Consider the following 13,868-nt stretch of genomic DNA (forward strand, 5'->3'; position numbering starts at 1 on the left):
TAATATTGATGGAACTTTACATTGAATTTATATAAAAAAGACGACCGCGTTCCCCCGCAGTCGTCTTTTTTCGTGTTACGCTGTGATCCAAGCTTCGTTAGCTGGATCTTTACGCCACTCTTGTAATTTTTTCGTTTCAGCTTGTCCGATCATACCTTTTTCTGCTGCAACTTCAGTTAATGCACTGTAGTCGCTTAAAGAATATGATGCTACGTTAGCTGCTTCTAGTTTTTCTTTTCCTGCTTCAAGCTCGTATGTGAAGATTGATACGATTCCTAATACTTCACAGCCAGCTTCGCGAAGTGCTTCTACACATGTAATTGCACTACCGCCAGTTGAAATTAAGTCTTCTACTACTACTACTTTTTGACCTTTTTCAGCTTTTCCTTCAATTTGGTTCCCTTTACCGTGACCTTTTGCTTTACTACGTACGTAGCACATTGGTAAATCCATACGATCGCTTACCCATGCAGCGTGCGCAATACCAGCAGTTGCTGTTCCTGCAATAACTTCTACAGTTGGGAAGTGCTCTTTAATTAACTCTTCTAATCCAGCTGCAATTGCTTGACGTACTTTCGGATAAGATAAAGTTAAACGGTTATCACAATAAATTGGTGATTTCATACCTGAAGACCATGTGAATGGATCATTCGGTTGTAAAAATACTGCTCCAATTTCTAATAAATGCGATGCGATTTCTTTTTTCATACTGTTACACCTTCCCACTGTTGTTTTACTGTTTTATACGCTTCAAGCGGATTTTCTGCTTTTGTAATACTACGTCCAACTACGATATAGCTTGAGCCAAGTTCCCTCGCACGTTTCGGTGTTGCTACGCGCACCTGGTCATTTATATCATCGCTCGCAAGACGAATCCCCGGTGTTACTGTTACAAATTCATTTCCGCATACTTCACGTAGTTTTGGAACTTCAAGCGTTGAGCAAACAACGCCATCAAGTCCACTTTCTTTCGTTAGTTTTGCATAATGAGCAACCGCTTCTTCTAACGTTTTCTCAATGCCGATCTCTTTTTTCATCATAGCTTCCGAAGTGCTTGTTAGTTGTGTAACTGCAATACAAATCGGTCTCTCTTTTCCTTCTTGCTTACCTTCCTCTAATCCCTCAATCGCAGCTTTCATCATACTGCTTCCCCCAGCAGCATGAACATTTACCATATCAACATCTAGACTAGCTAGGCTACGCATAGCGCTTTTTACTGTATTTGGAATATCATGAAGTTTTAAATCTAGAAAAATCTTATGTCCTTTTTCTTTTAAGTACGTAATAATTGCAGGGCCTTCTTTGTAAAATAACTCCATACCAACTTTGACAAATAACTCTTCCCCTTCAAAGTGGCGCAAGAATTGTTCTACATCTTGTTTCCCTGGAAAATCTAGTGCAACGATTAACGACTGTGACATGTTTGCTTCCAGCTCCTTCCTTGACATTCCGAAATGTGATCAAATCCTAATTCATCTAGTAATGCTGGTAACTCTTCAATAATTGTCGGACATACGAACGGATCGATAAAGTTCGCTGTACCTACTGCAACTGCGCTTGCGCCAGCGTAGAAGAATTCGATTACATCTTCCGCTGTTTCAATGCCACCCATTCCGATAATTGGAATGTTAACCGCTTGGCTTACTTCATGTACCATACGAATTGCTACTGGCTTAATCGCAGGACCTGATAATCCGCCTGTACGGTTTGCTAAAATTGGTTTAGCTGTTTTTAAATCTAGACGCATACCAAGCAATGTATTAATCATCGTTAAACCATCTGCACCTGCATTTTCAATCGCTTTTGCAATTTCCACAATGTTTGCCACGTTCGGTGACAACTTCACGTATACAGGTACTTCCGAAACCTCTTTTACTCGCTTCGTTAAATCAGCAGCAATTTCAGGATTTGTACCAAAGGCGATACCACCTGTTTTTACGTTTGGACAAGAAATATTTAATTCCAGTGCATGGACATTAGGCGCTTTAGAAATTTCCTTTGCAACCGCTACGTAATCCTCAGCTTGTGAACCTGCAACGTTTGCAATGATTGGAAGGTCAAATTGTTCTAACCATGGTAATTCAGAATTCATTACTTTTTCTAATCCTGGGTTTTGAAGTCCGATTGCATTTAACATGCCGCCCGGTGTTTCAGCAACACGAGGCGTAGGATTTCCATAGCGTGGTTGTTCTGTCGTCGCTTTAATCATGATTGATCCTAGTACACTTAAATCGTAAAACTGTGCATATTCACGACCAAACCCAAAGCATCCAGATGCTGGTATAATTGGATTTTTTAATGATAATCCCGGTAATTCAACTTGCAATCTGTTCATAGTACAACCTCCCCGATTGGAAATACTGGTCCGTCGCTACACACCTTCTTGTAAGAATGTCCACTTGGATCTTCTTGTAAGTGGCATACACATGCGAAACAAGCTCCAATACCACAGCCCATACGTTCTTCTAATGAAATATAGGCTTTTTTCTCTTTGTAACGTCCTTCTAATGCACGAAGCATCGCTAACGGACCACATGAATAAAGAATATCAAAGTCAATTCCGTAATGATCAATTACATCTGTGACAAATCCTTTTGTACCGTGTGTACCGTCTACTGTCGCAACATACGTATCACCAAGTTCTGCAAATTTTTCTTCATAGAAAACTACATCTTTCGTTTGAAAACCTAAGATGTGAATCACACGTACACCTTTTGCAACGAGGCGCTGTGATAATTCATAAAGTGGTGGTACACCAATCCCCCCGCCTACTAGTAAAGCTGTTTGACCAGCTTCTGCTTCTTCTACAGGAAAACCGTGTCCTAATGGTCCTAATACATCTACCATTTCACCTTGTTTTCTAGTTGCTAATGTTTTTGTCCCTTGTCCTTCCGCACGATATAGCATTGTAAATTCGTTCTTCTCTTGATCTACATTACAAATACTAATTGGGCGGCGCAGAAGGGGCGCAATGCCCTCTGCTACCTTAATGTGTACAAACTGCCCTGGTTCGTTCATTTGCTGTACTAAAGTTCCTTGAAGCACTAATTCGTAAATGTTCTTTGCGATTTCTTTTTGATTAACGACGATCATATTTTGCTTTTGCATCATGCATGTACCACCTCGTGACGCTTTGTTTGCGTAATTTCTTTCATTGAATGAGCTGAGAATGTCATAGATTCTAATACTCGTAAGATTGCTCTCGTTGTATCAAGTGATGTTAAGCAAGCTACACCATTTTCTACTGATTCACGGCGAATGCGGAAACCATCACGCGCTGGTTGTTTGCCTTTTGTTAATGTATTGATTACAAACTGTGCTTTTCCTTGGCGGATAATATCTAGTAAGTTGTAGTCCTCAGAATCAATTTTGTTTACAACTTGTACTAGGATATTTTGCTCTGTTAATGATTGTGCTGTTCCAGCTGTTGCTAATAAGTTATAGCCGATTTCATGGAAACGTTTTGCAATTTCCATCGCCTCTTCTTTATCTTTATCCGCTACAGTAATGATTACTGATCCGTGCGTTGGGATGTTAATTCCAGAAGCAACTAATCCTTTATATAATGCTTTTTCAAGCGTTAAATCTTTACCCATTACTTCCCCTGTTGATTTCATTTCAGGTCCTAATGTTGTATCCACTGAGCGTAATTTCGCGAATGAGAATACCGGAGCTTTTACATATACTTCTTTCTCTTCTGGGTGATAGCCCGTTCCGTATCCTTGCTCTACTAGGTCTTGCCCTAGAATAACTTTCGTTGCAACGTTTGCCATTGGTACACCTGTAATTTTACTTAAGAATGGTACTGTACGGCTCGCACGTGGATTTACTTCAATTACGTACACTTGATTTTCGAATACGACAAACTGGATATTTAGTAATCCAACAATGTTTAATCCTTTTCCAAGTGCAATTGTATGTTCAATAATTTGTTCTTTTAATTTTTCAGATAAGCTTTGTGGTGGATATACTCCAATTGAGTCACCAGAGTGAACTCCAGCGCGTTCAATATGTTCCATAATACCTGGAATGAATACATTCTCACCGTCTGAAATTGCATCTACTTCAATTTCTTTACCGACCATGTAACGGTCGATTAATACTGGGTGATCTGCGTGAACTTTAACTGCATTTTTCATGTAGTGCAGTAGTTCTTCTTGACGATATACGATTTCCATCGCACGTCCACCTAGTACGTAAGATGGTCTTACTAATACTGGGTAACCAATTTCTTCTGCGATTGCTACCGCTTGTTCTACAGTCGTTGCTGTTTTACCAACTGGTTGTGGGATACCAAGTTTTGTTAAAGCAGCTTCGAATTTATCACGATCTTCTGCACGGTCTAAGTCTTCAAGTGATGTTCCTAAAATCTTCACACCATGTTCTTCTAATTTCGCCGCTAAGTTAATCGCCGTTTGTCCACCAAACTGAACGATAACACCTTCTGGCTTTTCTAAATCGATGATGTGCATTACATCTTCAATCGTTAATGGTTCAAAGTATAATTTGTCAGAAATACTGAAGTCTGTTGAAACAGTTTCTGGGTTATTGTTAATGATAATCGCTTCATATCCAGCTTCTTTAATTGCCCATACTGAGTGAACTGTTGCATAGTCAAACTCAACACCTTGACCAATGCGGATCGGACCAGATCCTAGAACTACTACACTCTTACGATCTGTTACAATTGATTCGTTCTCCTCAGCGTATGTGCTGTAGTAATACGGTGTTGCAGATTCAAACTCTGCCGCACAAGTATCTACCATTTTGAATACTGGCGTCATATTATTTTCTTTACGCATATCGTAAATTTCGCGCTCCGTTTTGTTCCAAGCTGCTGCGATGTAGTGATCGCTGAAGCCCATTTCTTTTGCGGTTTGTAGTACTTCCATATTTCCTACATTCGCTTTTACTTCGCGTTCCATATTTACGATATTTTCAACTTTTTGTAAGAAGAAGAAGTCCATTTCACACCATTCGTTAATCTCTTCTTTCGTTACACCTTGACGAATTGCTTCTGCTACGATAAACAGTCGCTCATCATCTGCTTTAATAATGCGTTTTTTCATTGTTTCTTTATCAAGTTCTTTTAAGTGGTCTAATTCTAAGTGATAAATGCCAAGCTCTAAAGAACGAACCGCTTTTAATAATGATTCTTCTAAGTTACGTCCGATTGACATAACCTCACCAGTTGCTTTCATCTGCGTTCCAAGTGTTCTGTTCGCTGATTCAAACTTATCAAATGGCCAGCGTGGAATTTTTGAAACAACATAGTCTAATGCTGGCTCGAAGCAAGCATAAGTTTTTTGTGTTACTGGGTTTACGATTTCATCTAATGTTAAGCCGACTGCAATTTTCGCTGCTAATTTCGCAATTGGATATCCAGTTGCTTTAGATGCTAATGCAGATGAACGACTTACACGTGGGTTTACTTCGATTACATAGTATTGGAAGCTATATGGATCTAGTGCAAGCTGAACGTTACATCCACCTTCAATTCCTAGTGCACGAATAATTCGTAATGAAGTATTACGTAACATTTGGTATTCACGGTCGCTTAGCGTTTGGCTCGGTGCTACAACGATAGAATCACCTGTATGAACACCAACTGGATCGATATTTTCCATGTTACATACTACAATCGCGTTATCATTTGAATCACGCATTACTTCATATTCAATTTCTTTACAACCAGCAATACTTTTCTCTAATAAACATTGTGTTACTGGGCTATGTTTTAAACCACTTGTTACGATTTCAATTAACTCTTCTTCGTTATGGCAAATTCCGCCGCCCGTTCCGCCTAATGTGAATGCTGGACGAACGATTACTGGATAACCAATTTCGTTTACAAAGCTATATGCTTCATCAAGGTTATGAATGATTTCACTTGGTGGTGTTGGTTCATTTAAATCTTGCATTAATGTACGGAACAAATCACGATCTTCCGCTTGCTCGATTGCTGACAATTTTGTTCCTAAAATTTCAACTCCGCACTCTTCAAGTACGCCTGATTTTGCAAGTTCAACAGCCATGTTTAAACCTGTTTGACCACCTAATGTTGGTAAGATTGCATCTGGACGTTCTTTACAAATGATTCGGCTTACGAATTCTAATGTTAAAGGCTCAATGTATACTTTATCTGCTGTTGCAGTATCGGTCATAATTGTTGCTGGGTTAGAGTTAACAAGGATTACTTTGTAACCTTCCTCTTTAAGAGATTGACAAGCTTGTGTACCAGAGTAGTCAAACTCCGCTGCTTGCCCAATTACAATTGGTCCCGATCCGATTACTAAAATTGTGTTAATGTCTAGGCGTTTTGGCATAACTCTTCCCCTTCTTTCTTGAAGTTTTCAATCATTGTTAAGAAATCTTCGAATAAATCATTTGCATCTTCTGGTCCCGCTGAAGCTTCTGGATGGTATTGTACTGTAAATGCTGGGAACTTCTTATGACGAAGACCTTCTACTGTTCCATCATTTAAAGCAACATGTGTAATTTCAAGTTCTGTATTTTCAACTGATTCTTCTTCTACTGCGTAACCATGGTTTTGAGATGTAATTGCTACTTTTCCAGTTGCAAGATTTTTTACTGGATGGTTTAACCCACGGTGGCCGAATTTTAACTTACTTGTATTCGCACCAGATGCTAGAGCGAACAATTGATGTCCTAGACAAATTCCGAATAAAGGAACTTTACCGATAATGTCTTTTAACATTTCAATTGCTTCTGGTACATCTTTTGGATCCCCAGGTCCGTTACTTAGCATAATCCCATCTGGGCTAAGGCGTAAAATTTCTTCAGCTGTTGTATTGTAAGGAACTACAATCACATCGCAATCACGTTTATTTAATTCTCTTAAAATACCATGTTTCATACCGAAGTCTACTAGTACAACGCGATGTCCGCGGCCTGGGCTTGGGTATGGATCTTTCGTTGATACGCGTTTCACATGATCTGTAAATACTGTCGCTTTTAATTGGCTCACGATGTATTCTACATCTGCATCCATATTACAAAGGCGTCCGCGTAATGTACCGTATTGACGAATTTTTCTCGTTAATTTTCTCGTATCAATCCCTGCTAATCCTGGGATGTTTCTTTCTTTTAAGTAGTCATTTAACGAAATTTCATTACGGAAGTTTGATGGGTGATCACAAATTTCGTTTACGATTAAACCATTTACAGATGGGTGAATCGATTCAAAATCGTCACGGTTGATGCCGTAGTTTCCGATTAATGGGTACGTGAATGTTACAATTTGACCGCAATATGATGGATCAGATAATGTTTCTTGATATCCAGTCATTCCTGTTGTAAATACAACTTCACCTGACTTTTCGATTTCTCCTCCGAAACCTGTTCCAATTAATACTGTTCCATCTTCTAAGATAAGTTGTCTTTTCATACTAATGCACTCTCCTTTTGCCATGCGATCTTACCACCAACGATTGTCATTACCGGCCATCCTTGGCATTTCCAACCTGCGAATGGTGTATTTTTTCCTTTTGATAAGAATGTTGTTGGGTCAATCTCTTCTTCTTGTTCTAAATCAATAATTGTAATATCAGCTGCTCTACCTTCTTTCAGGCGACCTGCTTCTAAGCCGAATGTATCAGCTGGCTTTTCTGTTAAGAATTGAATTAATTGTTCTAATGTAATAATTCCTTTTTTCACAAGGTTTGTGTATAAAAGCGGGAATGCTGTTTCAAAACCAGTAATTCCGAATGGTGCTCTTTCAATTCCTTGTGCTTTCTCTTCTGCTGTATGCGGTGCATGATCAGTTGCGATCATATCGATTGTTCCATCTAATAAACCTTCAATTAATGCTGCGTGATCTTCTTTTCCACGAAGCGGTGGGTTCATTTTAAAGTTAGGGTCAGCTGATGGGATATCATCTTCACATAACACTAGATGATGAGGTGTTACTTCTGCTGTTACTTTAATTCCAGCACGCTTTGCATCACGGATTACACGTACAGAGCCTTTCGTACTTACGTGACATACGTGATAGTGACAATCTGCCGCTTCAGCAAGCAGTATATCCCTTGCAATATGTACAGATTCACATACTGATGGGATACCGTTTAATCCGTGTTTCTCAGAAAACTTCCCTTCATGTACACAACCTTTATTAATAAGAGTATTCTCTTCACAGTGCGCAACTACTGCCATATTTAATTTCGCTGCACGTTTCATAGCAGCTAACATCATGCTAGCATCTTGTACGCCTACACCGTCATCAGTGAAAGCAAATGCTCCAAGTTCTTTTAACGTTTCGAAATCTGTCATTTCAGAACCCGCTTGACGTACTGTAATTGCTCCATATGGTAATACGTTAACATGCGCTTTTTCTTTAATACGATTTTGTAAGTCTTCCATATGTTCTCTGCAATCTGGTACTGGGCGTGTGTTTGGCATTGCACAAATTGTAGTGAATCCACCTTTTGCCGCTGCTAGTGTACCTGTTTCAATTGTTTCTTTATGTTCACCACCTGGTTCACGAAGGTGTACGTGTACATCTACTAATCCAGGTGCGATTAACTTTCCGTTCACATCGATTACTTCAGCATTATCTGCCGTAATATTTTCTGCTACCTTAGCGATTTTACCGTCTTGTACGAGAAGATCCGTTGCTACGATTTTTCCTTCTTCATTCATATAACGACCATTTTTAAACAAGTAATTCATGTTTCATTCCTCCTAATACATTTGGTAAGGCGCGTTTTAGTACAGCCATTCTTACGTAAACTCCATTTTCCATTTGTTTAAATATGCGTGAACGCTCACACTCAACAAGTTCACTTGCAATTTCAACATCTCGGTTTACAGGAGCTGGATGCATAATAATGCTTCCTTCTTTCATACGCTGTTCTCTTTCCACTGTTAATCCGTGTTTCTCATGATACTCTTTCATAATGTCTGTTTCATAATGATCATGACGCTCATGTTGTACACGAAGTAACATCATTACATCCACTTCTGGAACAAGCTCATCTAATGGTTTGTATGTTCCAAATGTGTTGTCTTCATCTTTCCACTCTTCTGGACTTGCGAAGTAAATTGTTGCACCCAGTTTCGTTAATGCTTCTGCATTCGAACGTGCTACTCGGCTATGACGAACATCTCCTACTATCGCAATCTTCAATCCTTCAAATCTTCCAAACTCTTGTTTAATGGTAAGAAGGTCGAGTAAGCACTGCGTTGGGTGGTTCCCACATCCATCTCCAGCGTTTAAGATTGGAATATTCACCTGATCTTTTAGTTCATCGAAGTAGCGATCTTGCTCGTGGCGGATGACCACTGCTTTTGTTCCGATTGATTCTAGTGTTCTTATCGTATCGTATAATGTTTCTCCTTTTTGTACGCTAGATGCATCAGCTGAAAAGTTTAAAACATCAAGTCCTAATCTCTTCTCAGCAACTTCAAAGCTAAATCTTGTTCTCGTACTATTCTCAAAGAACAAGTTCGCAACAAAAGTTTGCTCTGTCGTTTTGCTTTCTTTCCCATTCGCAAAATCTTCTGCGTCTTTTAGGATTTCTGAAATTTCTACTTCCGATAATTCACTCATCGTTAACAAATGGCTCATCGTCATCCCTCATCTTTCTGATTTTTATGTTACCACTTTTGTATTTTTATAACAACCTCTGCATAAAAATACCCTAGTCTTGTGAGACTAGGGTGCAAGAAAGAAGCCACCCTTTTCGGTCTCACAGGACTGAATTAAAAGGTTATTATTATGAAGCAATCTGCTTAGATTGTTTTATTTGTTTCGTTTCCGGTAGTAGTAAATTTAGCAGTACACCTACAATTGCTGCTAGTGCCATTCCTTCTACTTGGAATGATTCTCCTACGTGAAGTACCGCTCCACCAATACCGATTACTAGTATTACTGATGCAATCATTAAGTTTCGTTTGTCACTTAAATCTGTTTTATCGTCTACCATCATACGTAATCCGCTTGATGCGATTACACCGAATAGTAAGATTGATACACCACCCATAACTGGTGTTGGTATCGAATGAATCAGTGCAGAAATCTTACCGACAAATCCGAACATGATTGCGAATACGGCTGAACCGATGAATAAGTATACACTGTACGCTCTTGTAATTGCTAGCACACCGATGTTTTCACCATACGTTGTATTCGGTGGTCCACCGATTAGTGATGCGATTAATGTTGCTACTCCATCACCGAAGATTGAACGGTGTAAACCAGGTTTTTCAATTAAATCTCTTTTAATAACATTTCCTAGTACAATTTGGTGTCCGATATGTTCTGAAATTGTTACTAGTGCAACTGGTACCATCAAGAGTACGATCTTCCATGAAAACTCTGGTGTGTATGTTACAAATGGTACTGTGAAATCTGGTACAACAAACCATTTTGCCTCAGCTACCGGCTTTAAGTCTACTAGCCCTTGGAAGTAAGCGAAAATATATCCGCCGATAATGCCAAGTAACACTGGTATGATACTGAAAAATCCTCTTCCGAATATTGAGCATATAATTGTAATTGCTAATGTTACTAATGCTACTGAAAAGTGTGTAAAGCTATATTTGCCATCCGCACCATTCATCGCCATGTTAACTGCTGTATGTGCTAAAGCTAGACCGATTACCATTACTACTGGACCAACTACGATTGGTGGTAGTAATTTCATAATCCACTTTGATCCTGATTTCTTAATTCCGATTGAGATTAAGATATACACAAGCCCTGCTAGCAACCCACCAAGCATTGCTGCTCCCGGTCCACCTGCCGTTTTTGCTGTTATAATTGGTGCGATAAAGGCGAATGATGATCCTAGATAGGCAGGTACTTGACCTTTCGTTATAAGAAGAAACGCTAACGTTCCTAATCCACTTGATATTAATGCTACTGACGGATTCAATCCTGTTAAAAACGGAACAAGCACTGTTGATCCAAACATCGCGAACAAATGTTGTATACTTAAAAATAACCATTTTCCCGGTTTCGGTACTTCATTAACGTCTAACACTGGCTTTTGTTCCATTGTTACATCCTCCTTCAGTTTAAATCTTTGCAATAAAAAAACTCTTTGTGCCTGTGCACAAAGAGTCCTACACTTTCGTATGCCAAATTTGACATATGAAAGCCAAGACCCTTTGGCAGCCTCACAGGACTACATTTAAAAGGGCTTTACTTATCGTATATGCTTACTCGATCTTGTTGATCTGTCTCTTGCAAATCAACTTCGATACGCTCTTCACTTGATGTTGGAATGTTCTTTCCTACATAATCAGCGCGAATTGGTAGTTCACGATGACCTCTATCAACAAGAACCGCCAATTGGATTTGTGATGGTCTACCTAAATCCATCAGAGCATCCATTGCTGCTCGAACTGTTCTGCCTGTATATAATACATCATCTACAAGGATAACTTTTTTCTTCGTAATATCTACAGGGATATCAGAACCTTTTACAAGTGGTTCTTTATTTTTCGATTGTAGCGTTAAATCATCACGATATAACGTAATGTCTAGCTCTCCAACTTCTATTTCTTTTCCTTCAATTTGACCAATTCGTTCTGCCAAACGTTGTGCAATAAAAATTCCACGAGTTTTAATTCCGACAAGAACACAATTATCGACACCTTTATTTCGTTCCACGATTTCATGACTAATTCGTGTTAAAGCGCGGCGAATCATTTGGTCATCTAAAACGACAGCTTTCTCTTGCATGCTCTACACCTCCAAGCTTTTTTCTTGCGTGAGAGTAATGGTATAAAAAAAGTCCTCTCAGCGTGTGCGAGAGGACTTTTGAAAAAGGGTATAGCATACCCTATGCATTTCAAACCGTTACCTTCTCAACCTCACGGGGCTGTGTTAAAGGATCATTATTTAACTGTTGTCAGTATCTCAGTTTTCTTATGATTTGTCAATACTATTTTCGTAAAATATTTAATGCGTCTTCAAACACTTCTGGAATCGGTGCCTCAAACTGAATATATTCACCAGTGCGAGGATGATCAAATCCTAAAATACCTGCATGAAGTGCTTGTCCGTTCATATCTAACGTTTTCTTTGGTCCATACTTTGGATCTCCTGCAAGTGGATAGCCAATATATTTCATATGAACACGAATTTGATGTGTACGCCCTGTTTCTAAGCGACATTCTACAAGTGTGAAATCTTTGAATCGCTCTAACACTTGGAAATGCGTAACAGCATGCTTACCATTTTCATCAACCGTCATACTTTGACGTTCTTTCTTATCACGAGCAATCGGAGCATCAATCGTTCCCTTATCGTGCGGAATAACACCGTGTACAATCGCTTTGTAACGTCTCGTTACTGTTTTTGCTACAAGTTGATTTACAAGTGATTCGTGTGCCATATCATTTTTAGCAACCATTAATAGGCCTGACGTATCCTTATCAATACGATGCACGATACCTGGACGCATCACACCATTAATGCCTGATAAGTCTGTACAATGGTGCATAAGACCGTTCACAAGTGTACCACTTGTATGACCTGGTGCTGGATGTACAACCATACCACGCGGCTTATTAACAACAAGTACATCTGCATCTTCATAATAAATTTCTAAGTTCATATCTTCTGGCTGAATATCTAACTCTTCTGGCTCAGGAATCGTCACTGTAATTTCATCATTTTCTCTAACTTTATAATTCCCTTTTACAGCTTTTCCATTAACTGTAACAACGTCATCTTTAATCCATTGTTGTACTTGTGTACGTGACCATTCATTATTTATTCCTGCAACGAATTTATCAATTCGCTCATTTTTTTGTTCTTCTGCAACTGTTACTTGTACTACTTCACTCATTCAATTACTCCTTCGTTTTCTTGCCTTCTAATAATGTTTGAATAATAATTAATACAACACCAATACATAATGCTGAATCAGCGATATTGAATACTGGATAGTTGTACGAGAAAATATACACGTGAATGAAATCCACTACTTCTTGTCTAAATACACGATCAATAAAATTACCAATTGCTCCGCCTAAAATTAGACCTAATGAAATTCCTAGAAGCTTGTCTGTTTTTGCATATTTTTTCATATAAAATACGATAAATGCTACAAAAACGACTGTAATAATGTAGAAAAACCACATTTTATTTTCTAAAATGCCCCAAGCAGCTCCTCTATTTCGATGTGATGTTATGTATAATACATTATCGATAATCGGAATACTCGTACCCAATTCCATGTTCTTTACAATTAGCCATTTCGATATTTGATCGATGGCAATGACAAATAACGCTATTACATAATATATCATTTTCATTTCCCCCACAAAGACAGTGTACCTCAAAATTTTAGCATAGCTGCAACCTTTTCACAATGAACCTTTATAGAAGAATAAAATAAATAAAAAAAAGGTAATATAATATCGTTGTGCCCATTCATACATTTACTTTTTCATAGAAAAATTCATGAATGGTACGTGCAGTCGGCATCGTTTTCATTTGTTTTACCGACATTACTCTCCCTGTGTCTTCACAAATACCATACATATCTATTTCCATTTTAAATAATGCACGTTCTACATCTTTTAAATCCTCTTTTATATCATGTAATAATAGTTTTTTCTTTATCTCTTCCTTCATTTCATACCCAAGCTCTTCGCTAAACTCTGTATTATATTTGTACATAACCTCTTTAGCTAGCCTCTCTTGTAACTCTTTTCGCATCAATTGCAATTCTTCTTTGATTTCCATATACATTTCATTCACGTGTACATTCCTCCCAGTTGCAATGTACGATTAGTGTGTCCGAAATTTATATGCTTACCTCTCACACATTTTTCCTTCATAGGAAAGAGAGTGAAAGTTATTTCAATATACTGTTAACCAAAAAATGACT

At 38.5% G+C, this 13,868-nt stretch carries 13 protein-coding genes; all 13 read right to left on the reverse strand.

Annotated elements, in window-relative coordinates; translation table 11 throughout:
* Positions 1-75: 75 nt before the first annotated feature.
* Positions 76-708 carry an orotate phosphoribosyltransferase gene (gene pyrE / locus PDQ68_RS06290; protein WP_000711446.1) on the reverse strand — a complete coding sequence of 211 codons (633 nt, stop codon included), beginning with the start codon at positions 706-708 and terminating at the stop codon, positions 76-78.
* Positions 705-1,421, reverse strand: a complete 717-nt coding sequence (gene pyrF, locus PDQ68_RS06295; RefSeq protein WP_016718316.1) for an orotidine-5'-phosphate decarboxylase — start codon at positions 1,419-1,421, stop codon at positions 705-707. Before pyrF ends, pyrE begins: the two co-directional genes overlap by 4 nt.
* Positions 1,406-2,335 (reverse strand): dihydroorotate oxidase B catalytic subunit, encoded by a 930-nt coding sequence (pyrD, locus tag PDQ68_RS06300; RefSeq protein ID WP_001081057.1) that lies wholly within the window; start codon positions 2,333-2,335, stop codon positions 1,406-1,408. The genes pyrF and pyrD overlap by 16 nt, the downstream gene beginning before the upstream one ends.
* Positions 2,332-3,111 (reverse strand): dihydroorotate oxidase B electron transfer subunit, encoded by a 780-nt coding sequence (gene pyrK / locus PDQ68_RS06305; protein ID WP_000983358.1) that lies wholly within the window; start codon positions 3,109-3,111, stop codon positions 2,332-2,334. Before pyrK ends, pyrD begins: the two co-directional genes overlap by 4 nt.
* Positions 3,108-6,326, reverse strand: coding sequence for a carbamoyl-phosphate synthase large subunit (gene carB, locus PDQ68_RS06310; RefSeq protein ID WP_061183958.1), 3,219 nt, complete (start codon positions 6,324-6,326; stop codon positions 3,108-3,110). Before carB ends, pyrK begins: the two co-directional genes overlap by 4 nt.
* A complete protein-coding gene (locus PDQ68_RS06315; RefSeq protein WP_000828682.1) occupies positions 6,311-7,408 on the reverse strand; it encodes a carbamoyl phosphate synthase small subunit in 1,098 nt (365 codons plus the stop codon). Before PDQ68_RS06315 ends, carB begins: the two co-directional genes overlap by 16 nt.
* Positions 7,405-8,691: a dihydroorotase gene (gene pyrC / locus PDQ68_RS06320; protein ID WP_001108372.1), complete on the reverse strand. Its 1,287-nt coding sequence runs from the start codon at positions 8,689-8,691 to the stop codon at positions 7,405-7,407. Before pyrC ends, PDQ68_RS06315 begins: the two co-directional genes overlap by 4 nt.
* On the reverse strand, positions 8,675-9,589 hold the full coding sequence (gene pyrB, locus PDQ68_RS06325; protein ID WP_000018853.1) for an aspartate carbamoyltransferase: 915 nt from the start codon (positions 9,587-9,589) through the stop codon (positions 8,675-8,677). The genes pyrC and pyrB overlap by 17 nt, the downstream gene beginning before the upstream one ends.
* A 148-nt stretch (positions 9,590-9,737) precedes the next feature.
* On the reverse strand, positions 9,738-11,021 hold the full coding sequence (uraA, locus tag PDQ68_RS06330) for a uracil permease (protein ID WP_061183957.1): 1,284 nt from the start codon (positions 11,019-11,021) through the stop codon (positions 9,738-9,740).
* A gap of 146 nt (positions 11,022-11,167) precedes the next feature.
* Complete coding sequence (gene pyrR, locus PDQ68_RS06335; protein ID WP_001156487.1) at positions 11,168-11,710, reverse strand: bifunctional pyrimidine operon transcriptional regulator/uracil phosphoribosyltransferase; 543 nt, start codon at positions 11,708-11,710, stop codon at positions 11,168-11,170.
* A gap of 202 nt (positions 11,711-11,912) precedes the next feature.
* Positions 11,913-12,821 (reverse strand): RluA family pseudouridine synthase, encoded by a 909-nt coding sequence (locus PDQ68_RS06340; RefSeq protein ID WP_000005838.1) that lies wholly within the window; start codon positions 12,819-12,821, stop codon positions 11,913-11,915.
* A gap of 4 nt (positions 12,822-12,825) precedes the next feature.
* Positions 12,826-13,284, reverse strand: coding sequence for a lipoprotein signal peptidase LspA (lspA, locus tag PDQ68_RS06345; RefSeq protein ID WP_000642177.1), 459 nt, complete (start codon positions 13,282-13,284; stop codon positions 12,826-12,828).
* 124 nt (positions 13,285-13,408) lie between these two features.
* Positions 13,409-13,738: a TraR/DksA C4-type zinc finger protein gene (locus PDQ68_RS06350; RefSeq protein WP_001004666.1), complete on the reverse strand. Its 330-nt coding sequence runs from the start codon at positions 13,736-13,738 to the stop codon at positions 13,409-13,411.
* Between the last annotated feature and the right edge of the window lie 130 nt (positions 13,739-13,868).

This window comes from Bacillus cereus group sp. Bc010 (assembly GCF_027716745.1).
In the GTDB taxonomy this organism is placed as follows: domain Bacteria; phylum Bacillota; class Bacilli; order Bacillales; family Bacillaceae_G; genus Bacillus_A; species Bacillus_A pacificus.